This is a genomic window from Streptomyces lasalocidi (genome assembly GCF_005280215.1).
Taxonomy (GTDB): domain Bacteria; phylum Actinomycetota; class Actinomycetes; order Streptomycetales; family Streptomycetaceae; genus Streptomyces; species Streptomyces longwoodensis.
Genome location: NZ_SZNQ01000001.1, coordinates 3721041 through 3747405, shown reverse-complemented (window position 1 = coordinate 3747405; position 26365 = coordinate 3721041). Strand labels below are relative to the sequence as shown.

Here is a 26365-nt window from a genome sequence, read left to right as displayed (position 1 = left end):
CTGACATAAGACAGGGCGACGCACGACACACCCACGAAGGACACGCGACGCACGACCGCACGCGTCCACGACCCGGGGGCAAGAGGGAGGGGAAGGACATGGGACCGGAGCAGATCCGCCGATGGGAGTCGGGAGCGCTGGCCCACGCCGTGACGGACCCCTTCGGCCAGGGCCCCGTCCCCTGGCTGCGCGGCAACGTGACGTACTTCGACGACACCGGCCAGGTCGTCCCCTGGTACGTCGACGGACAGGCCCACCTGCCGGCCGCCGGCGTCCCGCGGATCCCTGCGCCCCGCACGGCCGGCCCCCGCTCCGCCGACGACGTGCACCGCCAGATCAAGGGCTTCACCTCCACCGGCGCGGTCGCCCCGGGCGAGGCCGTGGACTTCCATGTCACGGTCGACCCGCCGCAGGAGTTCAGCGTCGACGTCTACCGCATCGGCCACTACGGCGGCGACGGCGCGGCGAAGATCACCACCAGCCCCCGGCTGTCCGGCATCGTCCAGCCGCCGCCGCTCACCGCCGACCGGACGGTGTCCTGCCACCACTGGTGGCTGTCGTGGCGGCTGCAGGTCCCCACGTACTGGAACGTCGGCGCCTACGTCGCCGTCCTGACCACCACCGACGGTTACCGCTCGCACGTGCCGTTCACCGTCCGCGACGACCGCCGCGCGGACCTGCTCCTGCTGCTGCCGGACGTCACCTGGCAGGCGTACAACCTCTACCCGGAGGACGGCCGCACGGGCGCCAGCCTCTACCACGCCTGGGACGAGGACGGCCGGCTCCTCGGCGAGGCCGACGCCGCGACCACGGTCTCCTTCGACCGCCCGTACGCGGGCGCGGGCCTGCCCCTGCACGTCGGCCACGCCTACGACGTGATCCGCTGGGCGGAACGGTACGGCTACGACCTCGCCTACGCCGACGCGCGCGACCTGCACGCCGGCCTGGTGGACCCCACCCGCTACCGGGGCCTGGTGTTCCCCGGCCACGACGAGTACTGGTCGGTCGCGATGCGCCGCACGGTCGAGCGGGCCCGCGACAGCGGCACCTCGCTGGTCTTCCTCTCTGCCAACACCCTGTACTGGCAGGTCGAGCTGGGGCCGTCCCCGTCCGGTGTGCCGGGCCGGCTGCTGACCTGCCGCAAGCGCAAGGGGCCGGGCAGGCCGGTGCTGTGGCGCGAGGTCGACCGCCCGGAGCAGCAGCTGCTCGGCATCCAGTACGCGGGCCGGGTGCCCGAGCCGCACCCGATGATCGTCCGCAACGCCGACCACTGGCTGTGGGAGGCCACCGGCGCGCACGAGGGCGACGAGGTCCCGGGCCTGGTCGCGGGCGAGGCCGACCGGTACTTCCCGCGCACCCCGCTGCCGGAGCACGAGGCGCGCATCCTGCTCGCGCACTCCCCGTACACCGACACCGAGGGCGTCCTGCGCCACCAGGAGACGTCGCTGTACCGGGCCCCGTCCGGCGCGCTGGTGTTCGCGTCCGGGACCTTCGCCTGGTCCCCGGCCCTGGACCGCCCCGGCCACACGGACACCCGCATCCAGCGCGCCACGGCCAACCTCCTGGACCGCATCTGCAAACACGACTGAGCCGGCCCCCGGGCCGCGGGTCCGCCCCCCCCCGCTCCGTCGCCCACCGGGGCTTCCGCCCGCCCCCACTCCGCCCCGCGGTCCGCCACCCCTCCCCGATACGGGACAATCGAGCCATTGGCCAGAACCACGGGGAGGAACCGTGTCCGGATTCGTAGAAAAGCCCGAGCCGATCGAGGTTCCGGGCCTGGTGCACCTGCACACCGGCAAGGTGCGCGAGCTGTACCGGAACGAGGCGGGCGACCTCGTGATGGTCGCCAGCGACCGTACGTCCGCGTACGACTGGGTGCTGCCGACCGAGATCCCGGACAAGGGCCGGATCCTCACGCAGCTGTCCCTGTGGTGGTTCGACCGGCTCTCCGACCTGGTCCCGCACCACGTGATCGGCACCGACGTCCCGGCCGGCGCCCCCGCCGACTGGGAGGGCCGCACGCTGGTCTGCAAGTCCCTGGCGATGGTCCCCGTGGAGTGCGTGGCCCGCGGCTACCTCACCGGCTCCGGCCTCGCCGAGTACAACGAGAGCCGCACCGTCTGCGGGCTGGCGCTCCCCGAGGGCCTGGTCGACGGCAGCGAACTGCCCGGCCCGATCTTCACCCCGGCGACCAAGGCCGCGGTCGGCGACCACGACGAGAACGTCTCCTACGAGGAGGTCGCCCGCCAGGTCGGCGCCGAGACCGCCGCCCAGCTGCGCCAGGCCACCCTCGCCGTGTACAGCCGCGCCCGGGACATCGCCCGGGGCCGGGGGATCATCCTGGCCGACACCAAGTTCGAGTTCGGCTTCGACGGGGACACCCTGGTCATCGCCGACGAGGTGCTCACCCCCGATTCCTCCCGCTTCTGGCCGGCCGACCTGTGGGAGCCGGGCCGCGCGCAACCGTCGTTCGACAAGCAGTTCGTGCGCGACTGGCTCACCTCGCCGGAGTCCGGCTGGGACCGCGCGAGCGAGCAGCCGCCCCCCGCGCTGCCGCAGCATGTCGTGGAGGCGACCCGCGCCAAGTACGTCGAGGCATACGAGCGGCTGACCGGCGCGACCTGGAACTGACCGCGGCACGACGCGCGGCGACACGACGAAGGCCCCGGTTCGATGAACCGGGGCCTTCGGTGACGAGCGGACGACGAGGCTCGAACTCGCGACCTCAACCTTGGCAAGGTTGCGCTCTACCAACTGAGCTACGTCCGCATGCGCCGTGGCGCGGACGTAACTATACCCAACCCCGCTCACGGGCGAGACGCACCGCCGCGTGACGGTTCTCCGCCCCGAGCTTGGAGACGGCCGAGGAGAGGTAGTTGCGCACGGTCCCCGGGGACAGCGCCGCCCGCTCGGCGATCTCCGTGACGGGCGCGCCGTCGGCGGCCAGTTCGAGCACCTCGGCCTCGCGCGAGGTGAGCGGGGAGTCGCCGGCGGCGATGGCGTCGGCGGCCAACTCGGGGTCGACGTAACGGTTCCCGGCGTGCACCGTGCGGATGATCTCCGCGAGCCGCCGGGCACTCACCGTCTTCGGGACGAACCCCCGCACACCGGCCGCGAGGGCCCGCTTGAGGTGGCCGGGGCGGCCGTGGCTGGTGACGATCAGGACCCGGCAGCCGGGCAGTTCGGCGCGCAGCGATGTGGCGACCTTCACACCGTCGGCGCCCGGCATCTGCAGGTCCAGTACGGCGACGTCCGGTTCATGGGCCCGGGCCATGGCCAGCGCCTCGGGCCCGTCGGCCGCCTCGGCGACGACCGCGAGGTCGTCCTCCAGCGCGAGCAGCGCGGCCAGCGCACCCCGGATGAGGTGCTCGTCGTCGGCGAGCAGCACCCGTACGGTCACGGCGCCTCCCCTCCCACCAACGGCACGTGAGCCGCACGTCCCGGGCGCGTCCCGGAGCCCGCGGTCCTCGACGACACCTCGGAGCCCTCCGCCTCCGGTTCCCTGCCGGAGACCGGCTCCCGCGCCCCCAACGGCACCTCGGCCACCACCCGGAACACGCCGTCCCCGGCGGGCCCCGCCTCCAGCGTCCCGCCGACCGCCCGCAGCCGCTCCCGCAGCCCGGCGAGCCCCGACCCGCCCCCGTCCGCGACGGGTCGCGCCCCGTCGTTCTCCACCGTCAGCACCACACGCTCCCGTGTCGTCGCCAGCCGGACCGAGCACCGTCCGGCGTCGCCGTGCCGCAGCACGTTCGTGGTGGCCTCCCGGACCACCCAGGCCAGCGCCGACTGCACCTCGGCGGGCAGCCCGTCGGTGTCGCCGCCGACCTCGCAGTCGATCCCGGCGGCCGTCAACACCCCTCGTGCGCCCAGCAGTTCGACGGCGAGGTCGGCCTCCCGGTACCCGCGCACCACGTCCCGCACCTCCCGCTGCGACTCCCGCGCGATCCGCTGGACCTCGACCATCTGCTCCACGGCCTCCGACCGTCCCCGCCGGGCCAGTTGGACGGCCAGCTCACTCTTGAGGGCGATCACCGCGAGGTTGCGCCCCATCACGTCGTGCAGGTCCCGCCCGAACCGCAGCCGCTCCTCGGCGACCGCCAGCCGCGCCCGGGTCTCGCGGGCCTCGTCGAGCGCGTAGACGGCGTCGAGGAGCCACACCGAGAACACGGACGTGAACGCGAGGAACCCGGCGGTCACCAGCACGATCAGCGAGGTCACCAGCACGGCGGGCCCCGGCATGCCCAGCGGGAGCGCCACGGCGCCGGACGCCGCCGCGAAGCCGCCCACGACCGCGAGCACCCGGCGGCGGCTGCGTACGCCCAGCGCGACGACCCCGGCGCCGAAGACGAGCACCGCCGCGAAGACGCCCCCGGCCGCGGTGTCGGCGCTCTCCCGGTCCGGTCCCCGCTCGGCGACGACCAGCGCGACGACGGCGACGGCCAGGGTGACGCCGGCCAGCGCCCCCAGCAGCCGCACCGGCCGGGGACACCGGCCCCGGGTCCAGTCCAGCGCCCGCGACGCGGTCACCATGCAGACCGCGGCGTGACCGGCGACGAGCACCAGCAGCCAGCCGCCCAGCGCGTCGCCCAGCTCGCCGAGCAGCGGCAGCCCGACCGCCAGCACCTCGATCAGCCCGAACGTGTGGAACGACAGCCGGGTGTACGTCTCCACCTTCTGCGGCGTGCTCTTGCCCCGCCACCACCCCCACGGCCTGCGCATGCGTTCCTCGTCCTCCCCCGTGGTCAGCGCCGGGGCTCCCAGCGGAACCACCGCCGTACAGCAAACACCGCGAGGACGATCCAGGCCAGGGCGGTCGCGACGGCCCCCAGCGCCTCGTAGGCGGAGAGGTCGCCGGTCCAGCCGCCGCGGACCAGGGTGATCACCGGGGACAGCGGCAGCAGTTCGCAGACCGACGCGAGCCGGTCGGGGAGCAGCTCCAGCGGCACGGTCACCCCGGACAGCGTCATCGACAGGAGCACCAGCGGCAGCGTCGTGACCTGCGCGCTCTCCACCGTCCGGGTCACCGCGGCCGTGACCGCCCCGAGCGCCGCGCACAGCACCAGGCCCAGCAGCAGCCCGAGGACGGCCAGGTGCGGTGCCTCGGGCGCGGGCACGTCGAGCACGACCGTGCAGGCCGCCACCAGCACCAGCGACTGCACCAGCCCGGTCACCACGACCGGCAGGGCCGCCCCGGCGAGGATCTCCGCGTCCCGCGGCTCCCCGGTGCGCAGCCGCTTGAGCACCAGTTCCTCGCGCCGTGCGGCGTAGATGCCGACCAGCGCGCCGTAGACGCCGAACAGCAGCGAGAAGCCGATCGACGCGGGCAGCATCACCAGTCCGACGCTGAGCCCGATCTCGCCGAGGTCCATCTGGGAGACGGCCGAGCGCAGCGCGAGCGGCAGCGTCAGCGGCACCAGCACGGCCGACAGGAGGGTGCTCCTGCTCCGCCCCAGCAACGTCAGTTCGGCCCGTGCGAGGGCGGCCATCCGCCGCGCGGGCGTGGCCACCGGCCCCCGCCCCACGCCCCGCAGGCCCTGCACGTCTCCCCGGCCCCGCGTCCCCACGCCCGCGCTCATACGACCCGCTCCTCATCCCTGTCCGACCCAGACCCCGACCCCGACCCTGATCCCGACCCCGACCCCGACCCCGCGCCCGCCCCGGACGCCGCCCCGGACCCCGGCCCCGAGGCCCCCGCCCCCGACGCCTCACGCGCGATCCCCAGGAACGCCTCCTCCAGCGAGGCCGGCCGCACGTCTAGCGCGCGCAGCTCCACCCCGGCCCGCTCCGCCCAGACCAGCACCCCGGTGGCCGCGCGCTGCAGTTCATGGGTGCGCAGCCGGACGACCCGCCCCCGGACCTCGTGTCCGCTCACGCCGAGCGCGGCGAGCGGGGGGAGGTCGCCGACGAAGTACCCCTCGGGCAGCTCGAAGGAGATCCGGGACGGCTGGGCCGCGGTCACCTCGGCGGGTGTCCCGGCGGCCGCCACGCGCCCTTCGTGCAGGATGGCCAGCCGGTCGGCCAGGCCCTCCGCCTCCTCCAGGTAGTGCGTGGTGAGCAGCACGGTCGTGCCGGTGTCGCGCAGGGCCCGGACCAGGTCCCAGGTGGCGCGGCGGCCCTCGGCGTCGAGGCCGGTCGTCGGCTCGTCGAGGAACAGCACCTCGGGGTCGCCGAGCAGCGCGAGCGCCAGGTCGAGCCGGCGCCGCTCGCCGCCGGAGAGCTGCTTCACGCGCACCCCGGCCCGGGCGTCGAGGCCGACCAGCCCCAGGGCCTCCGGCACGGGCCGGGCCCCGCTCACGCAGCCCGCCCACATCCGGGCGGTCTCGGTGACCGTCAGCTCGGAGGGGAAGCCGCCCTCCTGAAGCATCACCCCGGTGCGCGGGCGCACCAGCGCCCGGTCGGCGTGGGGGTCGTGGCCGAGGACCCGGACCCGGCCGCCGCTGGGCCGGGCGAGGCCCTCCAGGAGTTCGACCGTGGAGGTCTTGCCGGCGCCGTTGGTGCCGAGCAGCGCGAAGACCTCGCCCCGGCCCACGTGGAAGTCGATGCCGCGGACCGCCTCGAACCCGCCCCCGTACACACGCCGGAGGCCGGTGACCTCGATCACGTGTTCGTGTTCGTCGGTGTTCATGGGGCAAGCCTCCCGGCGGATCCAGGAGGGGAGCAGTGCGCGGTGTCATGAGTCCGCATGACAAATGTCAGACCGGCGGGCGGCAGGCAGGAAGAGGACATGGAAAAGACCCCGGTCCGATGGACCGGGGTCTCGTTCCCGAGCGGACGACGAGGCTCGAACTCGCGACCTCAACCTTGGCAAGGTTGCGCTCTACCAACTGAGCTACGTCCGCATTGCCCCCGACCGGCTTTCACCGATCGGTGCGGCACCAGCCTACCCGATCCACGACAGTGGTCCGGACGGCGGTGCGGAGCGGGTGACAGGAATCGCACACTGCGCCTTCCCCCTGGAAGGGGGATGTTCTACTACTGAACTACACCCGCGCGGCCTGTGTGAGCTGGGCTTTTCGGCCCTGCCCGGCGGCGTGCTCCAGACATTAGCCGATCGTGTGGGGGGTAGCGCAAGTCGGTTGCCCCCGGGGCCCGTCGGCCGGGTCCCGGGGACCACGCGCACCACCGTGACCCGCGCCCCTACTGGGCCGCGGCGAAGGCCTCGTACACCTTCTTGGGGATCCGGCCGCGGGCCGGGACGTCCATCTTGTTGGCCTGCGCCCAGGCCCGGACGGCGGCGGGGTCGGGGGCGACCTCCGTCTGCTGGTACGCCTTGCCGGACCTGGCCCGCTTGCGGCCGGCCTCCACGTAGGGGGCGAGCGCCTTGCGCAGCTTCCCGGCATTGGCTTCATTCAGGTCGATCTCGTACGACTTGCCGTCGAGTCCGAAGGCGATCGTTTCCGCCGCTTCCGAGCCGTCGATGTCGTCAAAGAGAGTGACCACGACCTTCTGCGCCACGAATATCGGTCCCTTCGTACGGCACGTCGATACAGCTCATCCGAACGATGACGTGCCGAGTATCGGCTATTGCCAATTCATTTGTACAGTGCCCGGCAATGCATTGTGAAGCCCGACTAAATCTCTTGGCGTGTCCGAGCGCAATACCTGTTGCGGGGCGATCGGGGATCTTTCCCGTAACTTTTCCCGGACACACCTGGACCCCGGGGCGCCGTGACGCCCCTCACGTAGCTTCCTCCAACTCTACCCGCGTAGAAATTTTGTGCGGGTAGTCTGAAGGAACCTGCTCAGCACCACACACCGGGAGTGCCAGTGGCACGCGTCGTAGTCGACGTCATGCTCAAGCCGGAGATCCTCGACCCCCAGGGCCAGGCGGTCCAGCGTGCGCTGCCGCGCCTGGGTTTCGAGGGGATCTCGGACGTACGTCAGGGAAAGCGTTTCGAACTGGAAGTTGACGGGCCGGTCGACGAGGCCGCGCTCGCCCGCATCCACGATCTTGCGGAATCCTTCCTCGCCAACACCGTGATCGAGGACTTCACCGTCAAGGTGGAAGAGGGTGCGGAAGTCGCGGAGGCGGCGAAGTGACCGCTCGTATTGGCGTCGTCACTTTCCCGGGCAGCCTGGACGACCGGGACACCCAGCGCGCGATCCGTATCGCCGGGGCCGAGCCCGTCGCCCTCTGGCACAAGGACAAGGACCTCAAGCAGGTCGACGCCGTGGTCCTGTGCGGCGGTTTCTCCTACGGCGACTACCTGCGGGCCGGCGCCATCGCCCGCTTCTCGCCGGTGATGGAACCCCTGATCGAACAGGCGAAGGCCGGCCTGCCGGTCCTCGGCATCTGCAACGGCTTCCAGATCCTCACCGAGGCCCACCTGCTCCCGGGCGCGATGCTCGGCAACGACCACCTCCACTTCATCTGCCGTGACCAGAAGCTGCGGGTGGAGAACGCGGAGACCTCCTGGACCACGGACTACAGCGCCGGCCAGGAGATCCACATCCCGCTGAAGAACATGGACGGCCGGTACGTCGCCGACGACTACACGCTGGACCGGCTGGAGGCCGAGGGCCGAGTGGCCTTCCGGTACGTCGCCCGCGACGGAGTCGCTGACGAGCACTACAACCCGAACGGCTCGCTGCGGGACATCGCCGGCATCACCAACGAGGCCGGGAACGTCGTCGGCCTGATGCCGCACCCCGAGCACGCCGTCGAGTCGCTGATCGGTACGGGCCGTACCGACGGCCTGCCCTTCTTCACCTCGATCCTCAAGAAGCTGGTCACCGCATGAGCAGGACGCCTCTGGACACGGTCGAGCACGCGGCCGCGACCCCCGACGTCGAGCTGCCCTGGGCCGAACTCGGCCTGAAGAAGGACGAGTACGAGCGGGTGGTGGAGATCCTCGGCCGCCGCCCGACCGGCGCCGAACTCGCCATGTACTCGGTCATGTGGTCCGAGCACTGCTCGTACAAGTCCTCCAAGGTCCACCTCCGCCAGTTCGGCGAGAAGGCGCCGCAGAGCGACGCGCTGCTGGTGGGCATCGGCGAGAACGCGGGCGTCGTCGACGTCGGCCAGGGCTACGCCGTCACCTTCAAGGTCGAGTCGCACAACCACCCGTCGTACGTGGAGCCCTACCAGGGCGCGGCCACGGGTGTCGGTGGCATCGTCCGCGACATCATCGCGATGGGCGCCCGCCCGGTCGCGGTCGTGGACCCGCTGCGCTTCGGCGCGGCCGACCACCCCGACACCAAGCGCGTCCTGCCCGGCGTGGTCGCCGGCATCGGCGGCTACGGCAACTGCCTGGGCCTGCCCAACATCGGCGGCGAGGTCGTCTTCGACGCCTGCTACCAGGGCAACCCGCTGGTCAACGCCGGTGCCATCGGCGTGATGCGGCACGAGGACATCCACCTGGCCAAGGCGTCCGGCGCGGGCAACAAGGTCATCCTCTACGGCGCCCGCACCGGCGGCGACGGCATCGGCGGCGCGTCGATCCTGGCCTCCGAGACCTTCGACGACGCCAAGCCGAGCAAGCGGCCGGCGGTGCAGGTCGGCGACCCGTTCCAGGAGAAGCTGCTCATCGAGTGCACCCTGGAGGCGTTCGCCGAGAAGCTCGTCGTCGGCATCCAGGACCTCGGCGCGGCCGGACTGTCCTGCGCCACCAGCGAGTTGGCGTCCAACGGCTCCGGCGGCATGCGCGTGACCCTGGACGACGTACCGCTGCGCGACTCCACGCTCTCGCCCGAGGAGATCCTCATGAGCGAGTCGCAGGAACGCATGTGCGCGGTCGTGGAGCCCGAGAAGGTCGAGCGGTTCCTGGAGATCTGCGACAAGTGGGACGTCATCGCCACCGTCATCGGTGAGGTGACCGACGGCGACCGCCTGGAGATCTTCTGGCACGGCGGCAAGATCGTCGACGTCGACCCGCGCACGGTCGCGCACGACGGCCCGGTCTACGAGCGCCCCTACGACCGCCCGGACTGGCAGGACGCCCTCCAGGCCGACGACGCCGGCAAGCTGCCCCGCCCGGCCACGTCCGAGGAGCTGAAGGACCAGGTCCTGAAGCTGGTCGCGTCGCCGAACCAGGCGTCGAAGAAGTGGATCACCTCGCAGTACGACCACTTCGTGCAGGGCAACACGGTGCTGGCCCAGCCGGAGGACTCCGGCATGATCCGCGTCGACGAGGAGTCCGGCCTGGGCGTCGCCATCGCCACGGACGGCAACGGCCGTTACGCCAAGCTGGACCCGTACACGGGCGCGCAGCTGGCGCTGGCCGAGGCCTACCGCAACGTGGCGACCACGGGCGCCAAGCCCCTCGCGGTGTCCGACTGCCTGAACTTCGGCTCGCCCGAGGACCCGGCCGTCATGTGGCAGTTCGCCGAGGCCGTGCGCGGTCTGGCGGACGGCTGCCTGCAGCTCGGCACCCCGGTCACCGGCGGCAACGTCTCGCTCTACAACCAGACGGGCGAGGCGGCCATCCACCCGACCCCGGTGGTCGCCGTGCTCGGCGTCATCGACGACGTGGCCCGCCGCACCCCGGTCGCCTTCCAGGAGGAGGGCCAGCTGGTCTACCTCCTCGGCGACACCCGCGAGGAGTTCGGCGGCTCGGCCTGGTCCCAGGTGGTCCACGACCACCTCGGCGGGCTGCCCCCGAAGGTCGACCTGGAGCGCGAGCGCCTGCTGGCCGAGATCCTGATCTCCGCCTCCCGCGACGGCATGATCGACTCTGCGCACGACCTGTCCGACGGCGGTCTGGTCCAGGCGGTCGTGGAGTCGGCGCTGCTGGGCGGCAAGGGCGCGCGCCTGATCGTCCCGGACGGTCTGGACGCGTTCACCTTCCTCTTCTCGGAGTCGGCCGGCCGCGCGATCGTCGCGGTCCCGCGCTCGGAGGAGGTCCGCTTCAACGACATGTGCGGCGCCCGCGGCCTGCCGGCCACCCGCATCGGCGTGGTCGACGGCGACGCGGTGGAGATCCAGGGCGAGTTCACCCTCACCCTCGACGAACTCCGCGAGGCCCACGAGGCCACGATCCCGTCCCTGCTGGCGTGACCCGCGTCCCGTAAGCAGCCAGGACCCCAGGGGCCCCGTCCGTGACCCACGGGCGGGGCCCTTCCGCGTGCCGTCCGCGCAGGTGACCGGGGACGGCTCGGCAGCCCCGCGGGCACGTCCTAAGCTCACCCCCATGCCGCCCGCCAAGAAGCGTCCCCGTGCCTACGACCCCGCCAGGACCCGGGCCGCCGTGCTCGCCCAGTTCGGGCACGTGCGCCAAGCCGTGCGGGGGCTCACGGACGAGCAACTCGCGTGGCCCACGCGGCTCGGGGACTGGAGCGTGCGGGAGCTCGCGGCGCACGTGACGATGGCCGTCGAGACCGTCAGCCGCAACGCCGAGCGCGCGGAGCCGGCCAGGGCGGAACTGACGCTCGTGCAGTGGCCCACCGCCACCGCCGGGCGCGCCGCGGACATCTCCGACGGCACCCGGCGCCTCGCCGCGGAGAACCCCGACCTCGACGCCCTCTACGCCCGCACCGAGGACCGCTTCCGCACCACGCTCGCGGACACCCCGGGCACCCGGCTGCTGGCGGCCCGCACCGGCGCGATGGCCCTCGACGACTACCTCGTCACCCGCACCGTCGAGCTGGTCGTGCACACCGACGACCTGAACGCCGCCGTCCCGGGCCTGGACGTGCCCCACGACCGCCAGGCGCTGGCCGCCTGCACCCGGCTGCTGGCGGACGCGCTCGCCGCGAAGGCGCCCGGCGGGGCGACGGAGGTGCGCGTGCCGCCGTTCGCCGTGGTGCAGTGCGTGGAGGGTCCCCGGCACACCCGGGGCACCCCGCCGAACGTCGTGGAGACCGACCCGCTGACCTGGATCCGCCTCGCCACCGGCCGTCTGACCTGGGCGGACGCCAGGTCCGAGGGCAAGGTCGCGGCGAGCGGCGAGCGGGCCGACCTCAGCGGGCTGCTGCCCCTGCTGTCCTGAGCCCCGCGGGCCGGGGGTGTGCGACGCCTCACTCGCGAAACGGGCGGGAAGGGGCCCACGGCACCGGCACCACCACGCTGACCTGGGGAAACCCGACGAAGATCCTTTGCTGCCGGTCATCACCGATTCGGCCCAGCGCGGGACCTCGCCTACACTCGACAACGTGCCACGTGGTGACGGTCTCCTCAATCACGATCTGCTCCCCGGTGAGAAGGGCCCCCAGGACGCCTGCGGCGTCTTCGGTGTCTGGGCTCCCGGCGAAGAGGTCGCCAAGCTCACGTACTTCGGGCTCTACGCCCTCCAGCATCGGGGCCAGGAATCCGCGGGAATCGCGGTCAGCAACGGCTCCCAGATCCTCGTCTTCAAGGACATGGGCCTCGTGTCCCAGGTCTTCGACGAAACCTCGCTCGGTTCGCTCCAGGGTCACATCGCGGTCGGTCACGCCCGCTACTCGACCACCGGTGCCTCCGTGTGGGAGAACGCCCAGCCGACGTTCCGCGCCACCGCGCACGGTTCCATCGCGCTCGGCCACAACGGCAACCTCGTCAACACGGCGCAGCTCGCCGAGATGGTCGCGGACCTGCCGAAGGACACCAACGGCCGCTCCACCCGGGTGGCGGCCACCAACGACACCGATCTGCTCACCGCGCTCCTCGCGGCCCAGACGGACGAGGACGGCAAGCCGCTGACCATCGAGGAGGCCGCCCACACGGTCCTGCCGAAGGTCCGGGGCGCGTTCTCCCTCGTCTTCATGGACGAGCACACCCTGTACGCCGCCCGCGACCCGCAGGGCATCCGCCCGCTGGTCCTCGGCCGGCTGGAGCGCGGCTGGGTGGTGGCCTCCGAGTCCGCCGCCCTGGACATCTGCGGCGCCTCCTACGTCCGGGAGATCGAGCCGGGCGAGTTCGTCGCCATCGACGAGAACGGCCTGCGCACCTCCCGATTCGCGGACGCGAAGCCCAAGGGCTGTGTCTTCGAGTACGTGTACCTGGCCCGCCCGGACACCGACATCGCCGGCCGCAACGTGTACCTCTCCCGGGTGGAGATGGGCCGCAAGCTGGCCGCCGAGGCCCCGGTCGAGGCCGACCTGGTCATAGCGACCCCGGAATCCGGCACCCCGGCCGCCATCGGCTACGCGGAGGCCTCCGGCATCCCCTTCGGCGCGGGCCTGGTGAAGAACGCCTACGTCGGACGCACCTTCATCCAGCCCTCCCAGACGATCCGCCAGCTCGGCATCCGCCTGAAGCTGAACCCGCTGAAGGAAGTCATCAAGGGCAAGCGCCTGGTGGTCGTGGACGACTCGATCGTGCGCGGCAACACCCAGCGGGCCCTGGTGCGCATGCTCCGCGAGGCGGGCGCCGCCGAGGTCCACATCCGGATCTCCTCGCCGCCGGTGAAGTGGCCCTGCTTTTTCGGCATCGACTTCGCCACCCGCGCCGAGCTCATCGCCAACGGCATGTCGATCGAGGAGATCGGCACCTCGCTGGGCGCCGACTCGCTGGCGTACATCTCGCTGGACGGCATGATCGAGGCGACCACCATCGCCAAGCCGAACCTCTGCCGCGCCTGCTTCGACGGCGAGTACCCGATGGAGCTCCCGGACCCCGAGCTGCTCGGCAAGCAGCTCCTGGAGACCGAACTGGCGGCCGGCCCCGCGGCCACGGCCGCGGCCGACGCGATCCGTCGCCCGTAACACCCTGCAGTACGACACGAAAGCTCTCACAGTCATGTCTGAGACAACTGGTGCCAGCTACGCAGCGGCGGGCGTCGACATCGAAGCGGGCGACCGCGCCGTGGAACTCATGAAGGAGTGGGTGAAGAAGACGCAGCGCCCCGAGGTCCTCGGCGGCCTCGGCGGGTTCGCCGGCCTCTTCGACGCCTCCGCCCTCAAGCACTACGAGCGCCCCCTGCTGGCCTCCGCCACCGACGGCGTGGGCACCAAGGTGGACATCGCCCGGCAGCTGGGCGTCTACGACACCATCGGCCACGACCTGGTCGCCATGGTCATGGACGACATCGTGGTGTGCGGCGCCGAGCCGCTGTTCATGACCGACTACATCTGCGTCGGCAAGGTCCACCCCGAGCGGGTGGCCGCCATCGTCAAGGGCATCGCCGAGGGCTGCGTGCTGGCCGGGTGCGCCCTGGTCGGCGGTGAGACGGCCGAACACCCCGGTCTGCTGGGCGAGGACGACTTCGACGTCGCCGGCGCCGGTACGGGCGTCGTGGAGGCCGACCGGCTGCTCGGCGCGGATCGCATCCGCACGGGTGACACGGTGATCGCCATGGCCTCCTCCGGGCTTCACTCCAACGGGTACTCCCTGGTGCGGCACGTGCTGCTGAACGAGGGCGGGCTCTCCCTGGACGCGCGGATCGACGAGCTCGGCCGCACCCTGGGCGAGGAGCTGCTGGAGCCGACCAGGATCTACTCGCTGGACTGCCTGGCGCTGACCCGCACCACGGACGTGCACGCCTACAGCCACATCACGGGCGGCGGCCTCGCGGCGAACCTGGCCCGGGTGATCCCGGACGGGCTGCACGCGGTGGTCGACCGCTCCACCTGGACGCCGGCGCCGGTCTTCGACCTGGTCGGCACGACGGGCCGGGTCGAGCGGCTGGAGCTGGAGAAGACGCTCAACATGGGCGTCGGCATGATCGCGATCGTGCCCGAGGAGTCGACGGACGTGGCCCTGGCCACGCTGGCCGACCGCGGTCTCGAGGCGTGGGTGGCCGGCGAGATCACCGAGCGCGGCGAGAAGACGACCGGCGCGGAACTGGTCGGCGACTACGCGTAGGGCCCCCGGGGCAGCACGAAACCCGGCCCGGGGCCCTCGGCTCCGGACCGGGTGACTCAACGGCTAGGCCGTTGTCGGCACTACGCGCCGCGACGGTGCTGGGAGGAGTCCTCGTCGTCGTCCTCGCCGTCCTCGTACAGCTCGGCGTACCGGGCGTACAGGTCGTCGTCGTGCTCATCGTCCTCGAACCGGTCGCCGTTCGGCGACACGTTCGATGTCGATGCGCCCAGCTCTTCGGCCAGGCGTGAGAGGTCCGTCCCGCCGCTGTTGTACTTCAGCTGGCGGGCGACCTTCGCTTGCTTGGCCTTGGCCCGGCCGCGCCCCATGGCTCGACCCCCTCAACGACGGGGCTCGACGGCCCCAGAGTCTTGACACGCGTTCATGTTCTAGAACGGTCTCTCCGCGGAGGGACCGTCTGTAGGGCTTCCACGGTACCTGAGCCCGCACCCATACGGTACGTCGCCCGTAGGAAGGGCGTGTGCCCAGGACCCTCGAGGTGCCCCGTCCTCGCTGGTCAGTGGCGATTTTAACCACTTATCGGCGGGCGACCCGCCGGGAAGAGTGAGAGTTCTCTCCAACCTGCTGCCCGGCGGTACCGCCCGAAGTCCCGTCCGGGGCCCCCGAAGAGGTTCCCGAATAGTTATGGGAACCTCACCATCCGCGCCGCTGGGCGGCCTCGTGCATGCGCTGCTCGGCGATCCGGTCGGCGGCGGCGGCCGGCGGGATGCCGTCCTCCTTCGCACGTGCGAAGATCGCCAGCGTGGTGTCGAAGATCTTCGCGGCCTTGGCCTTGCACCGCTCGAAGTCGAACCCGTGCAGCTCGTCGGCGACCTGGATGACACCGCCGGCGTTCACCACGTAGTCCGGCGCGTAGAGGATCCCGCGGTCGGCGAGGTCCTTCTCCACGCCCGGGTGGGCGAGCTGGTTGTTCGCGGCGCCGCAGACCACCTTGGCGGTCAGCGCCGGCACCGTGTCGTCGTTCAGGGCGCCGCCGAGCGCGCACGGGGCGTAGAAGTCCAGGCCCTCGGCGCGGATCAGGGTCGCGGTGTCGGCGACGGCCGTCACGCCCTCGGGGTGCGCGGCGAGGATGCGGCCCACGGCCTCCTCACGCACATCGGTGATCAGGACCTCGGCGCCCTCGGCCCGCAGGTGCTCCACCAGGTGGTGGCCGACCTTGCCGACGCCCGCGATGCCGACCCGCCGACCGCGCAGCGTGGGGTCGCCCCACAGGTGCTGTGCGGAGGCCCGCATGCCCTGGTAGACGCCGAACGCGGTGAGCACCGAGGAGTCGCCGGCGCCGCCGTTCTCGGGGGAGCGGCCCGTCGTCCACCGGCACTCGCGCGCCACGACGTCCATGTCGGCGACGTACGTGCCGACGTCGCAGGCGGTGACGTAGCGGCCGCCCAGGGAGGCCACGAACCGCCCGTAGGCGAGCAGCAGCTCCTCCGACTTGTCCCGCTCGGGGTCGCCGATGATCACGGCCTTGCCGCCGCCGTGGTCCAGTCCGGCCATGGCGTTCTTGTACGACATCCCGCGCGCGAGGTTGAGGGCGTCGGCGACGGCCTCCTCCTCGGTGGCGTACGGGTAGAAGCGCGTCCCGCCCAGGGCGGGGCCCAGCGCGGTGGAGTGGAGGGCGATGACGGCCTTGAGGCCGCTGGCGCGGTCCTGGCAGAGCACGACTTGCTCATGACCGCCCTGGTCCGAGTGGAACAGGGTGTGCAGGACGCCGTCGGATACGTCGGTCACGGTGGTGACTCCTGGGTAACTAGCGACGGTTGGGGTCGGGGCTCCGCGCGGGCCCTCCCCGCGCGCTTGTGGCGCGCGCGGCAGGGTGCCGGGGCCTGTGGGACGAGCGTAGGGCCTGGAGGGGCCGGCGGACGCGCAGTGCCGAGGATCACGTCCCCGGGTGGTACGGCCGTGCGACGATTCGCATGGTTTTGCGGCCCGCCCGAGGGCGGGTCCGTCCGTTTTCCCGGTCGGTCGGAGGGGGAGGGAGCAGGCGTGCCCAAGGTGTCCTCGGTGATCGTCCCGTACGCCGCGTACCTGCGCGTGTACGAGCCGCTGGCCGCCTTCCCCGAGCCCGAGCGCGCCCACTGGGAGCGCTACGCACGGCGCCCGGACCGGCCCTCGTACCAGGACGAGCTGCGCCGCTCGCTGGCCGACCTGGTGCCCACCCCGCCGGTGGCGGTGCCGGTGCACGAGAGCGGCGACGCGTTCGTGATGGAGGCCGACGGCGTGCTGTGCGTGTGCCCGTGGCGCACCCGGCTGCGCGGCTGGCAGGCGCTGGACGACCTCGACGAGGAGCTGCCGCCGACGGTCCTGGACGCCGTCCTGCCGCCGGTGGTGCGCCGGCAGGCCGCGCAGGACTACGAGCGCTGGCTGGCCCGCAACCCGGACGCCCGGCCGTGGATCCGCACGGCGACCTGGCAGGTGCCGATCAACTGGTTCGTGCTCGTCTCGGACGAGGAGCGGCGCTACGACCGGGGCACGGCCGGCGTGCCCCCGCTGCTGCGCTACCGCACCCCGATGGTGCAGGCGCGGCGCAGGGTGGCCCGGGGACTGCGCACCCTGCGGGACACGATGGACGAGGGGCCGCTCATCGACGGCCTGGTGGACGTGGGGCGCTGGCTGGAGGAGTTCCACCCGCGCTCGGTGGTCGAACTCGACTACGGCGGCCTGGTGCACACGCTCCCGGACCGCCACCTGGAGGCCGACCACTCGGCCGCCGACGTCGCCGAGGGCATCGAGGCGCTGGGCCGGGGCGACGGGGAGCGGGCCGGCGAGGCGTACGCGCGGCTGGTGGAGCGCTGGCGAGCGGTCCGCGACCGGCGGTCCACCAACTGACCCGGGCTCAGGTGACCTACGTCACGGCTTGAACGGTCCTCCAGCGCGTACGGTCATCGCACTTCCGGAAGTTGACGGGACGTAGGTCCCGATCCGGACGTAAGCGTCAAGGGTGACAGAACGCACGTACAAGGCCCTTGCGTCCCTTGCCGCTCCTCATGCCAAAATAGGACAAGGAGTCCGGGGAGGACTCTGTCTCAGCATTGCACGCTTTGGGGGGTCTGGTGCCTCCTGATCGCCCTGTGACTGATCGTCACAGTGGCGTGACTGTCCGCTATGGCATGGTCCATCGGCTTCCGTCGGTGATGAACGCCTGGGGGGGCAATTCCATCGGTTTGGCCGACGCGGCTGGACAGATGGTGTAGTTGTAGTGCCGAGGACAAGCCGTTCGTCCTATAACCGACTCGACTCGCGTCCGCCATTTCGGGCAACGCGGGTCAAGGTGCAGAATTTAGAGGAAAGAACCGAGAAGGTTCGGTTCTCCCGAGGAGGCCGCTCATGACCGCTCGCACCCCTGATGCCGAGCCGCTGCTGACCCCGGCTGAGGTCGCCACGATGTTCCGCGTCGACCCGAAGACGGTCACGCGGTGGGCGAAGGCCGGCAAGCTCACGTCGATCCGTACGCTCGGCGGACACCGCCGTTACCGCGAGGCTGAGGTCCGCGCTCTGCTCGCGGGCATCCCGCAGCAGCGCAGCGAGGCCTGAACAACTGAATACCGGGCGAAACGGCTGGTCCCCCAATCGGCCATCGCGCCCGAACCCTAGCTCCGAGCGACGCGGGTGCCTGCCCCAACAGGCCCCTCGCCCACGCCGAACACATCGGTGAGGCACGCAAGACAGGGTGCGTCGTAGATCGCGCTGGACTCCGCCGGGTCCAGCGCGATCTTTTTTGTGCGCCCGCGTGCGCCCGCGGTGCGCGGTGCCGGAGGTACGGAGGTTCTGTGAGCGCCCTTGTGGGACTCTGGGGGGCCCTGTCGGGTCGGCTGTGCGTGGCCTCCCGGGGGGAGTGCAATTGCACATATTAAATCGACCAGTTGTAGGAGTGGGGTAAGAACCGCCGTTCCCGAAACTTATGCGGTGACTCCCGTCACATGCCAGGGGCCTTGTTACCGCTGGTTCGGGTGCGCTAAAGGGAACACCTGCCCCAGCGCCCCACGCCCGCACGGGAGTTGACGCCGCCCCGGATCAGGCGGGTGAGGGCGTCCCGTCCTCCGCCGGCTCCTCGGGCGCCTGTGCGGCCGCTGGAGCGCCCTCCAGGGCCAGCCGCAGCAGGCGGAGGCAGATGGGGCAGCGGCGGGTCAGGTGCCCGTAGGAGGACGCGGCCGCCAGGTGCGCCCGGAGCAAGGCCCCCGTCTCGTGCCTACCCGATGCCGCCATGCGCCACCTCCCCTGCCTTCTGGGGTACCGAGCGAACGACGGACCGTCAAGGGGACGCAGCGCAACGGCGCGTGAGTCCGGGGCTCGAAGAAGGCAGCAAAAAGCCCGGATCCGAAGATCCGGGCTCTCTGTTACTGCGGTCCTGACGGGATTTGAACCCGCGGCCTCCACCTTGACAGGGTGGCGAGCACTCCAAACTGCTCCACAGGACCTGGTTTCGCTGCGCTGTTCGTGCGTTGCGCTGCGAGAAGGACTGTACAGGAGGGTGAGCCCGCTGGTCGAACTCACCCCCCGTAGGGGCGTGATCACGGAGCGAGCGCGTCGATCGCCTTCACGATCCGCTTGTCGGAGATCGGGTACGCCGTGCCCAGCGCGTGGGCGAAGTAGCTCACCCGCAGCTCCTCGATCATCCAGCGGATGTCCAGGACCTGCTGCGGGACGGGCCGCCCGGCGGGCATCTGCTCCAGCAGCCAGGCGAACTCGTCCTGCATCTCGTGGACCTTCTCCATGCGCGTGGTGTCCCGCTGCACGCTGGTCGGCATCTGCTGCAGCCGCCGGTCCGCGGCCACCAGGTAGCGCATCAGGTCCGGCAGCCGCCGCAGCCCCGCCCACGTCACGAAGCCGGGCTTCACCAGGGCGTCCACCTGCTTGCGCACGTCCTGGAGGTTCCCCAGCAGCGCGGGGCTGTTGACCGCCTTCAGCCGCCGCTCGCACGCCTGCCAGGCGGCCAGCACCTGCTGCACCTGGCCCACCGCGCGGACCGTCGTGTCGACGATCTCCGCGCGCACCTTGTCGTACAGCTTCCGGTAGGACTCCTCGTCCCACGCCGGCCCGCCGAAGTCGGCGATCAGCTTGTCCGCCGCGGCCAGGGCGCAGTCGTCGAACAGGGCCTGGATGGACCCGTGCGGATTGGCGGACAGCGCGAGCTTCTGGGCGTTCGTCAGCTTCTCGGACGCGAACTTCGCCGGGTTGACCGGGATGTTGCGCACGATCAGCCGGCGGGTGCCCTTCCACATCGCCTCGGCCTGCTCGGCCTCGGTGTCGAAGAGCCGCACGGAGACGGTGTCGCCGTCGTCGACCAGCGCCGGGTACGCCTTGACCGGCTGGCCGGCCCGGCGGGTCTCGAAGACCCGGGTGAGCGTGCCGATGGTCCAGTCGGTCAGGCCCGTGCGCTCCAGCGACTCACCGCCCGTGCGCTCCGCGGTGGCCGCGGCGGCCTGCGACAGGGCCTTGCGCGCCCGGGGCTTCAGCTGGAGCCTCAGCGCCTCCAGGTCCTTGTCCTCGGCGAGCTTGCGGCGCCGCTCGTCGACGATCCGGAACGTGATCTTCAGGTGGTCGGGGACCTTCGACCAGTCGAAGTCCTCGGCCTCGAACGGCACCCCGACCATGCGCTTGAGCTCGCGCGCCATGGTCACCGTCAGCGGCTCCCGCAGCGGAGTGGCCCTCTGCAGGAACGCCTTGGCGTAGTTCGGCGCGGGCACGTAGTGGCGCCGGACCGGCTTGGGGAGGGAACGGATCAGCTCCGTCACCACCTCCTCGCGCAGGCCCGGGATCTGCCAGTCGAAGCCCTCGTCGGTGACCTGGTTGAGCACCTGGAGCGGGACGTGGACGGTCACGCCGTCCGCGTCCGCGCCCGGCTCGAACTGGTACGTCACCCGGAACTTCAGCTCGCCCTGCCGCCAGGTGTCCGGGTAGTCGGCCTTGGTGACCGCCTCCGCCGACTCCCGGATGAGCATCTCCCGCTCGAAGTCGAGGAAGTCGGGCTGCTCGTGCCGCTTGTGCTTCCACCAGGAGTCGAAGTGGGCGCCGGAGACCACGTGGTCGGGCACCCGCTCGTCGTAGAAGTCGAACAGCGTCTCGTCGTCGACCACGATGTCCCGGCGCCGCGCCCGGTGCTCCAGCTCCTCGACCTCGCTGAGGAGCCGGCGGTTGTCGGCGAAGAACTTGTGGTGCGTGCGCCAGTCGCCCTCCACGAGCGCGTTGCGGATGAACAGCTCCCGGCTGACCTCCGGGTCGATCCGGCCGTAGTTCACCTTCCGCTGGGCGACGATCGGCACGCCGTACAGCGTGACCTTCTCGTACGCCATCACGGCCGCCTGGTCCTTCTCCCAGTGCGGTTCGCTGTACGTCCGCTTCAGCAGGTGTTCCGCGAGCGGCTCGACCCAGTCGGGCTCGATCTTCGCGTTGACGCGGGCCCACAGGCGTGAGGTCTCCACCAGCTCGGCCGACATCACGAAGCGCGGCTGCTTCCGGAACAGCGCCGAGCCCGGGAAGATCGCGAACTTGGCGTTGCGGGCGCCCAGGTACTCGTTCTTGTTGCCGTCCTTGACGTCCTTCATCCCGATGTGGGACAGCAGGCCGGCCAGCAGCGAGACGTGGACGCGGTCCGGTTCGGCGTCCTGGTCGTTGAGGTGGATGCCCATCTGCTTGGCGACCGTGCGCAGCTGGGTGTAGATGTCCTGCCATTCGCGGATGCGCAGGAAGTTCAGGTACTCCTGCTTGCACATCCGGCGGAACGAGCTGGAGCCCCGCTCGCGCTGCTGCTCCCTGACGTACCGCCAGAGGTTGAGGTAGGCGAGGAAGTCGCTGGTCTCGTCCTTGAAGCGGGCGTGCTGCTGGTCGGCCTGGGCCTGCTTGTCCGCGGGGCGCTCGCGCGGGTCCTGGATGGACAGCGCGGCGGCTATCACCATGACCTCGCGGGCACAGCCGTTGCGGTCGGCCTCCAGGACCATCCGGGCCAGCCGCGGGTCGACGGGCAGCTGGGCGAGCTTGCGCCCGGTCTGCGTGAGCCGCTTGCGGGGGTCCTTCTGGTCGGGCTCCAGCGCGCCCAGCTCCTGCAGCAGCTGCACGCCGTCGCGGATGTTGCGGTGGTCCGGCGGGTCGATGAAGGGGAACTTCTCGATGTCGCCGAGGCCGGCGGCGGTCATCTGCAGGATGACGGAGGCGAGGTTCGTCCGCAGGATCTCGGCGTCGGTGAACTCCGGCCGGGCGAGGAAGTCCTCCTCGCTGTACAGCCGGATGCAGATGCCGTCGGAGGTACGGCCGCAGCGGCCCTTGCGCTGGTTGGCGCTGGCCTGCGAGATCGGCTCGATGGGCAGCCGCTGGACCTTGGTGCGGTGGCTGTAGCGGGAGATGCGGGCGAAGCCGGGGTCGATGACGTACTTGATGCCCGGGACGGTCAGCGAGGTCTCCGCCACGTTGGTCGCGAGAACGATCCTGCGGCCCGTGTGGGGCTGGAAGACCCGGTGCTGCTCGGCGTGCGAGAGGCGGGCGTAGAGCGGCAGCACCTCGGTGAAGGGAAACTTCCTCTTCTCCAGCGCGTCCGCCGTGTCGCGGATCTCCCGCTCGCCGGAGAGGAACACCAGGATGTCGCCCTGGCCCTCGCCGCGGAGCTCCTCGACCGCGTCGATGATCGCGGTGATCTGGTCGCGGTCGGCGTCCGCGGTGTCCTCCGCGTCCTCGCCGACATCCTCGAGCAGCGGCCGGTAGCGCACCTCGACCGGGTACGTCCGCCCGCTGACCTCGATGATCGGGGCGTCGCCGAAGTGCCGCGAGAAGCGCTCGGGGTCGATCGTCGCCGAGGTGATGACGACCTTGAGGTCCGGCCGCTTGGGCAGCAGCTGGGCCAGGTACCCGAGCAGGAAGTCGATGTTGAGGGACCGCTCGTGGGCCTCGTCGATGATGATCGTGTCGTAGGCGCGCAGCTCGCGGTCGGTCTGGATCTCGGCGAGCAGGATGCCGTCCGTCATCAGCTTGACGAACGTGGCGTCCGGGTCGACCTGGTCGGTGAACCGGACCTTCCAGCCGACGGCCTGGCCGAGGGGGGTGCGCAGCTCCTCGGCGACGCGCTCGGCGACGGTGCGGGCGGCGATCCGGCGCGGCTGGGTGTGCCCGATCATGCCGCGCACGCCCCGGCCGAGCTCCAGGCAGATCTTCGGGATCTGGGTGGTCTTCCCGGACCCGGTCTCACCGGCGACGATGACGACCTGGTGGTCGCGGATCGCCGCCGCGATGTCGTCCTTCTTCTGGGAGACGGGCAACTGCTCGGGATAGGTGACCGCGGGCACGCGCGCGTGCCGGCCGGCCATCCGCTCCTCGGCCTTGCCCACCTCGGCCTCGATCTCGGCCAGCACGGCCGCGCGGGCCTCCGGCTTGCGGATCTTGCGCGCGCCCTCGAGCCTGCGCCCGAGCCGGTGCGCGTCGCGCAGGGACAGCTCGGCCAGGCGGGGGGCGAGGGCGCCGAGGGCGGGGGCGGGGTGCGTAGACATACGCGATCCAGGATCTCATCCCGGCGGAAATTGCGGCGAACGCTTTTGCTCCGGGACGGACGGTGGGGCCCACCGGAACGACGAAAGGCCCCCGCCGGGATCCCGGCGAGGGCCTTTCCGCTGTGGCTGGGGCCGGGGTCGAACCGGCGACCTATCGCTTTTCAGGCGATCGCTCGTACCAACTGAGCTACCCAGCCACGAGATCTCTCGCGAGATCTCAGCGGTCCTGACGGGATTTGAACCCGCGGCCTCCACCTTGACAGGGTGGCGAGCACTCCAAACTGCTCCACAGGACCAAGCTGTTGTGTGCGACGAACGCGCTCAAGTGTCGCACACCGTACTGCGTGCCCCCAACGGGATTCGAACCCGTGCTACCGCCTTGAAAGGGCGGCGTCCTAGGCCGCTAGACGATGAGGGCTATCGGCCCGCCTGGGCGCTTCTCAGCGCGTCGGGGACGTGAGAAGCATATGGGATGGCGGGAGGTATCGCCAAAACGGTTTACGGGGCGGACGCCGTCCCCGTCGGAGTGCCGGTCGGGCTCCCGGTCGGGGTCCCGGTCGCCGGGTCCGTCGGCGTCGGGGTGGCCCCCGGCTGGTTCTCCTTCGGCAGGTGGCGGCTGACCTCGGCCGTCGTCAGGCCCAGGCCGCCCAGCTTGATCTCGTCCCAGGCCTGGAGCCGCCGGGTGTCCCGGTCGAAGTACAGGATCGACGCCTCGATCGGGTCGGGGTACTTCCCTTCGACCGCCCGCAGTCCGCTGCCGCCCGTGGACCCCTCGACCCGCAGCCGCGTGCCCTTGTCCAGGACCTCGGTCTGCTCGTGGTGCAGGTGGCCGGCCAGCACCAACGGCACCTCGCCGTCCACGCCCCGCGCCGCGCTGGGCTCGTGCGCGATCGCCACGTCCACCGGCGTCCCCGCCGCCCGCTGGGCCCGCAGCGCCGCCGCGAGCTCCGCACCGGCCCGCTCCTCGGCGTCCCCGCCGCCCGGCAGCGTGGACCGGTCCGGCGTGTACTGGGGGTCGCCGACGCCCGCGAAGCGCAGCCCGGCGACGGTCACCGCCCGCCCCCCGTCCAGGACGTGCACGGAGCGCACGCCCTCCAGGTGGCGCTGGGTGAGCATCGAGTCGTGGTTGCCCCTCACCCACACGTACGGCGCCCCCAGGTTCGCGACCGGGTCGAGGAAGCCGTTCTCCGCCGCCGTGCCGTGGTCCATCGTGTCGCCGGAGTCGACGATCACGTCGACCTTGTACTGCTCCACCAGCGAGGCGATGATCTTCCAGCTCGCCGGGTTCAGGTGGATGTCGGACACGTGCAGGACGCGGACGGTGGTCGGGTCCGGCTGGTAGGCGGGCAGCGAGGACGTGACGTCGTAGAGCTTGGTCACGTTCGTCACCAGGCGGGCCAGCTCCTTCTGGTAGACGTCGAACTCCGTGACGATGCTGCGGGCGTTGCCCACGAGCGACGGGGCCGACGAGAGCAGGCCGGAGAAGCGCGGTTCGAGCACCGACTTCGGGTTCCACGTGGCGTACGCCGTGCCGCCCGAGGCCGCCAGCAGCGCCAGCGCCAGTCCGCCGGCCGCCGCGGCCCGGCCCGGCCGGCGGTAGACGGCGAGGCCGAGGGTCGTGGCGCCCACCACCACCGCCACACAGGAGCGCACCGCCAGGTCGAGCGTGCCGTGCTCGACGTCCCGCGCGACCTCGTCCTGGAGGCCGGACAGCCGTTCCGGGTGGTCCACCAGGGCCTGTGCGCGCACCGGGTCCAGTTGGTCGACGTTGACGTCCAGGCGGACCGGAGCGACATGGCTGTCCAGCTGCAGCGCGCCCAGCGGCGAGACGTTGATCTTCGTGCCGCCGCTGAGCGACGGGCGCAGGGTCATCGTGGTGTTCATCGGGCCGACCTGCGCCCGGACGTTCCCCACCACCAGCAGTCCGAGCCAGGCGCCGGCGAGGACGACGGTGACGAGGCCGAGGGCGCGGCGCCAGGGGTGGGGGCGCGGGGCGAGTTCGAGGACGGGCGGCTTCGGCTTGCGCTTCCCGGGGGTGCGGACGCTGACCATTGGTCCCGTATGCCCAAGTGCGTGCGCGGCCATGCGGACGAGGGGCCCGGTGGCGCCGGTCGCGCCCCCGTACGAGGCCCGCGTGCCCGACAATGGCCCTGTGCTGGAGATGACGCGCGAGGAGTTCGAGGAACTGGTCGCCGAGGCGCTGGACCGGATCCCGCCGGAGCTGACGCGGCTGATGGACAACGTCGCGGTGTTCGTCGAGGACGAGCCGCCGGCCGACGACCCGGAGCTGCTCGGGCTGTACGAGGGGACTCCGCTCACCGACCGCGGGGAGTGGTACGCGGGCGTGCTGCCCGACCGGATCACCGTCTACCGGGGTCCGACCCTGCGGATGTGCGCGACGCGGGAGGAGGTCGTCGAGGAGACCGAGGTCACCGTGGTGCACGAGATCGCCCACCACTTCGGGATCGACGACGCGCGGCTGCACGCGCTCGGGTACGGGTAGCGGTCGCACGCGGGGAGCGTGTCCTCTTATGGGCGGCGGGAGTTGGGCAGGTTGACTCCCGTCCCCCATCGGAGGTGGCTCCCGTGCGCCCCTTGTACGTACCCGTCCGCCTGGCCGCGACGGTCCTGGCCGTCGCCACGGCCGCCGGCTGCATGAGCGTGGGTGACGGGGAGGGCGGCCCGGCCAGGCCGTCGCAGTCGGCGGGGCAGCCGGGCGACGGGGTGCCGGGCGGTGCGCGGGCGGGCGGGGGCGGCCGGCTCGGGCACCCCGGCGGGCACGCCGACGGCAAGGGCGGCCACGGCAAGGGCCGGGGCGAGGACGACGCGTCCGGTTCGCCCACCGCCTCCCCCACCTCCGGCGCGAGCGCCCCGCCCCCGGCGGGGGAGGAGCCGGGTCGGGGCGGCGGCGGCAACGGCCCCGACGGCCCCGGGGCGCCCAGCCCGAGCGGCGACCAGCCGACCCCGCCGCGCCCCACCCCCTCCGACCCGCCGCCCCCGGAACCGCCCGCGTCGCCCTCGCCCGAGCCGACGGTCGCCGAGCCGTCGTCGTCGGCCCACGAGGACCCGCGCCCCCAGCTCGCCGAGCGGCTGCCGGCACCGGAGGCGGGGGCGCCGGTGTGAACCGGGGCGTGCGGAGCCGGGCGGACCGTTGTGT

At 71.8% G+C, this 26365-nt stretch carries 22 protein-coding genes and 7 tRNA genes; 12 read left to right on the top strand and 17 right to left on the bottom strand.

The window, feature by feature from the left end; genetic code table 11:
- Positions 1-98 precede the first annotated feature (98 nt).
- Together E4U91_RS16745 and E4U91_RS16740 are read left to right on the top strand one after the other, a co-directional pair.
- Entirely contained in the window at positions 99-1589 is a 1491-nt protein-coding gene (locus E4U91_RS16745; protein ID WP_137307601.1) for a N,N-dimethylformamidase beta subunit family domain-containing protein, read from the top strand.
- Between the two features lie 142 nt (positions 1590-1731).
- Positions 1732-2631 (top strand): phosphoribosylaminoimidazolesuccinocarboxamide synthase, encoded by a 900-nt coding sequence (locus E4U91_RS16740; RefSeq protein ID WP_137307600.1) that lies wholly within the window; start codon positions 1732-1734, stop codon positions 2629-2631.
- Between the two features lie 65 nt (positions 2632-2696).
- Here the strand turns inward: E4U91_RS16740 and E4U91_RS16735 are convergent.
- From E4U91_RS16735 to E4U91_RS16700, 8 genes are all read right to left on the bottom strand, one after another.
- Positions 2697-2769, bottom strand: a tRNA-Gly gene (locus E4U91_RS16735).
- 22 nt (positions 2770-2791) lie between these two features.
- The gene (locus E4U91_RS16730) at positions 2792-3400 is read right to left on the bottom strand and encodes a response regulator transcription factor (protein ID WP_137307599.1); all 609 of its coding nucleotides are present in this window, start codon (positions 3398-3400) and stop codon (positions 2792-2794) included.
- Positions 3397-4719, bottom strand: coding sequence for a sensor histidine kinase (locus tag E4U91_RS16725; RefSeq protein WP_137310858.1), 1323 nt, complete (start codon positions 4717-4719; stop codon positions 3397-3399). Before E4U91_RS16725 ends, E4U91_RS16730 begins: the two co-directional genes overlap by 4 nt.
- Positions 4720-4742: 23 nt before the next feature.
- Entirely contained in the window at positions 4743-5486 is a 744-nt protein-coding gene (locus tag E4U91_RS16720; RefSeq protein ID WP_241678858.1) for an ABC transporter permease, read from the bottom strand.
- Between the two features lie 86 nt (positions 5487-5572).
- Positions 5573-6625 (bottom strand): ABC transporter ATP-binding protein, encoded by a 1053-nt coding sequence (locus tag E4U91_RS16715; protein WP_137307597.1) that lies wholly within the window; start codon positions 6623-6625, stop codon positions 5573-5575.
- Positions 6626-6766: 141 nt separating this feature from the next.
- Positions 6767-6839, bottom strand: a tRNA-Gly gene (locus E4U91_RS16710).
- 79 nt (positions 6840-6918) lie between these two features.
- Positions 6919-6990: transfer RNA gene (locus E4U91_RS16705), tRNA-Gly, on the bottom strand.
- Between the two features lie 147 nt (positions 6991-7137).
- On the bottom strand, positions 7138-7455 hold the full coding sequence (locus E4U91_RS16700) for a histone-like nucleoid-structuring protein Lsr2 (RefSeq protein ID WP_137303523.1): 318 nt from the start codon (positions 7453-7455) through the stop codon (positions 7138-7140).
- A 312-nt stretch (positions 7456-7767) separates the two neighbouring features.
- On the opposite strand from E4U91_RS16700, the gene purS reads away from it, so the two are divergent.
- The 6 genes from purS to purM all read left to right on the top strand — a co-directional run bounded on the left by purS (position 7768) and on the right by purM (position 14719).
- Positions 7768-8040 carry a phosphoribosylformylglycinamidine synthase subunit PurS gene (gene purS, locus E4U91_RS16695; protein WP_137307596.1) on the top strand — a complete coding sequence of 91 codons (273 nt, stop codon included), beginning with the start codon at positions 7768-7770 and terminating at the stop codon, positions 8038-8040.
- Positions 8037-8741 carry a phosphoribosylformylglycinamidine synthase subunit PurQ gene (gene purQ, locus E4U91_RS16690; RefSeq protein WP_137307595.1) on the top strand — a complete coding sequence of 235 codons (705 nt, stop codon included), beginning with the start codon at positions 8037-8039 and terminating at the stop codon, positions 8739-8741. The genes purS and purQ overlap by 4 nt, the downstream gene beginning before the upstream one ends.
- Positions 8738-10996, top strand: coding sequence for a phosphoribosylformylglycinamidine synthase subunit PurL (gene purL / locus E4U91_RS16685; protein ID WP_137307594.1), 2259 nt, complete (start codon positions 8738-8740; stop codon positions 10994-10996). The genes purQ and purL overlap by 4 nt, the downstream gene beginning before the upstream one ends.
- 133 nt (positions 10997-11129) lie before the next feature.
- Positions 11130-11927: a maleylpyruvate isomerase family mycothiol-dependent enzyme gene (locus E4U91_RS16680; RefSeq protein ID WP_137307593.1), complete on the top strand. Its 798-nt coding sequence runs from the start codon at positions 11130-11132 to the stop codon at positions 11925-11927.
- 163 nt (positions 11928-12090) lie between these two features.
- On the top strand, positions 12091-13620 hold the full coding sequence (gene purF, locus E4U91_RS16675) for an amidophosphoribosyltransferase (protein ID WP_137307592.1): 1530 nt from the start codon (positions 12091-12093) through the stop codon (positions 13618-13620).
- Between the two features lie 34 nt (positions 13621-13654).
- Positions 13655-14719 carry a phosphoribosylformylglycinamidine cyclo-ligase gene (gene purM / locus E4U91_RS16670; protein ID WP_137307591.1) on the top strand — a complete coding sequence of 355 codons (1065 nt, stop codon included), beginning with the start codon at positions 13655-13657 and terminating at the stop codon, positions 14717-14719.
- Between the two features lie 80 nt (positions 14720-14799).
- Here the strand turns inward: purM and E4U91_RS16665 are convergent, their stop codons facing one another.
- Together E4U91_RS16665 and E4U91_RS16660 are read right to left on the bottom strand one after the other, a co-directional pair.
- Positions 14800-15045: a DUF3073 domain-containing protein gene (locus tag E4U91_RS16665; RefSeq protein WP_137307590.1), complete on the bottom strand. Its 246-nt coding sequence runs from the start codon at positions 15043-15045 to the stop codon at positions 14800-14802.
- Between the two features lie 325 nt (positions 15046-15370).
- Positions 15371-16465 (bottom strand): Leu/Phe/Val dehydrogenase, encoded by a 1095-nt coding sequence (locus tag E4U91_RS16660; protein WP_137307589.1) that lies wholly within the window; start codon positions 16463-16465, stop codon positions 15371-15373.
- A gap of 255 nt (positions 16466-16720) precedes the next feature.
- Between E4U91_RS16660 and E4U91_RS16655 the strand changes: the two genes are divergently transcribed.
- Positions 16721-17563: a DUF8083 family protein gene (locus E4U91_RS16655; RefSeq protein WP_137307588.1), complete on the top strand. Its 843-nt coding sequence runs from the start codon at positions 16721-16723 to the stop codon at positions 17561-17563.
- A gap of 498 nt (positions 17564-18061) precedes the next feature.
- The gene (gene bldC, locus E4U91_RS16650; RefSeq protein ID WP_003949541.1) at positions 18062-18268 is read left to right on the top strand and encodes a developmental transcriptional regulator BldC; all 207 of its coding nucleotides are present in this window, start codon (positions 18062-18064) and stop codon (positions 18266-18268) included.
- 480 nt (positions 18269-18748) lie between these two features.
- Here bldC and E4U91_RS16645 read toward each other — a convergent pair whose 3' ends face one another.
- The 7 genes from E4U91_RS16645 to E4U91_RS16615 form a co-directional block, all read right to left on the bottom strand.
- Positions 18749-18940 (bottom strand): DUF6274 family protein, encoded by a 192-nt coding sequence (locus tag E4U91_RS16645; RefSeq protein ID WP_137307587.1) that lies wholly within the window; start codon positions 18938-18940, stop codon positions 18749-18751.
- Between the two features lie 137 nt (positions 18941-19077).
- Positions 19078-19152: transfer RNA gene (locus E4U91_RS16640), tRNA-Asp, on the bottom strand.
- A 93-nt stretch (positions 19153-19245) separates the two neighbouring features.
- Positions 19246-23208 carry an ATP-dependent RNA helicase HrpA gene (gene hrpA, locus E4U91_RS16635; RefSeq protein WP_137307586.1) on the bottom strand — a complete coding sequence of 1321 codons (3963 nt, stop codon included), beginning with the start codon at positions 23206-23208 and terminating at the stop codon, positions 19246-19248.
- Between the two features lie 123 nt (positions 23209-23331).
- Positions 23332-23405: transfer RNA gene (locus E4U91_RS16630), tRNA-Phe, on the bottom strand.
- A 24-nt stretch (positions 23406-23429) separates the two neighbouring features.
- Positions 23430-23504, bottom strand: a tRNA-Asp gene (locus tag E4U91_RS16625).
- A gap of 49 nt (positions 23505-23553) precedes the next feature.
- Positions 23554-23626 (bottom strand) — tRNA-Glu (locus E4U91_RS16620).
- An 80-nt stretch (positions 23627-23706) separates the two neighbouring features.
- Positions 23707-25260 carry a metallophosphoesterase family protein gene (locus E4U91_RS16615; RefSeq protein WP_241678602.1) on the bottom strand — a complete coding sequence of 518 codons (1554 nt, stop codon included), beginning with the start codon at positions 25258-25260 and terminating at the stop codon, positions 23707-23709.
- Between the two features lie 100 nt (positions 25261-25360).
- Here E4U91_RS16615 and E4U91_RS16610 point away from each other — a divergent pair, with 100 nt between their 5' ends.
- Entirely contained in the window at positions 25361-25711 is a 351-nt protein-coding gene (locus tag E4U91_RS16610) for a metallopeptidase family protein (RefSeq protein ID WP_067239422.1), read from the top strand.
- Between the two features lie 83 nt (positions 25712-25794).
- Positions 25795-26331, top strand: coding sequence for a hypothetical protein (locus E4U91_RS16605; protein WP_137307583.1), 537 nt, complete (start codon positions 25795-25797; stop codon positions 26329-26331).
- The last annotated feature ends 34 nt before the right edge of the window (positions 26332-26365 follow it).

Excerpts from the sequence above, each read along its gene's own strand:
- E4U91_RS16745 (WP_137307601.1), top strand. The coding sequence starts at position 99 with ATGGGACCGGAGCAGATCCGCCGATGGGAGTCGGGAGCGCTGGCCCAC.
- E4U91_RS16725 (WP_137310858.1), bottom strand. The coding sequence starts at position 4,719 with ATGCGCAGGCCGTGGGGGTGGTGGCGGGGCAAGAGCACGCCGCAGAAG.
- E4U91_RS16720 (WP_241678858.1), bottom strand. The coding sequence starts at position 5,486 with ATGGCCGCCCTCGCACGGGCCGAACTGACGTTGCTGGGGCGGAGCAGG.
- E4U91_RS16715 (WP_137307597.1), bottom strand. The coding sequence starts at position 6,625 with ATGAACACCGACGAACACGAACACGTGATCGAGGTCACCGGCCTCCGG.
- purL (WP_137307594.1), top strand. The coding sequence starts at position 8,738 with ATGAGCAGGACGCCTCTGGACACGGTCGAGCACGCGGCCGCGACCCCC.
- E4U91_RS16680 (WP_137307593.1), top strand. The coding sequence starts at position 11,130 with ATGCCGCCCGCCAAGAAGCGTCCCCGTGCCTACGACCCCGCCAGGACC.
- purM (WP_137307591.1), top strand. The coding sequence starts at position 13,655 with ATGTCTGAGACAACTGGTGCCAGCTACGCAGCGGCGGGCGTCGACATC.
- E4U91_RS16665 (WP_137307590.1), bottom strand. The coding sequence starts at position 15,045 with ATGGGGCGCGGCCGGGCCAAGGCCAAGCAAGCGAAGGTCGCCCGCCAG.
- bldC (WP_003949541.1), top strand. The coding sequence starts at position 18,062 with ATGACCGCTCGCACCCCTGATGCCGAGCCGCTGCTGACCCCGGCTGAG.
- E4U91_RS16645 (WP_137307587.1), bottom strand. The coding sequence starts at position 18,940 with ATGGCGGCATCGGGTAGGCACGAGACGGGGGCCTTGCTCCGGGCGCAC.
- hrpA (WP_137307586.1), bottom strand. The coding sequence starts at position 23,208 with ATGTCTACGCACCCCGCCCCCGCCCTCGGCGCCCTCGCCCCCCGCCTG.
- E4U91_RS16615 (WP_241678602.1), bottom strand. The coding sequence starts at position 25,260 with ATGGTCAGCGTCCGCACCCCCGGGAAGCGCAAGCCGAAGCCGCCCGTC.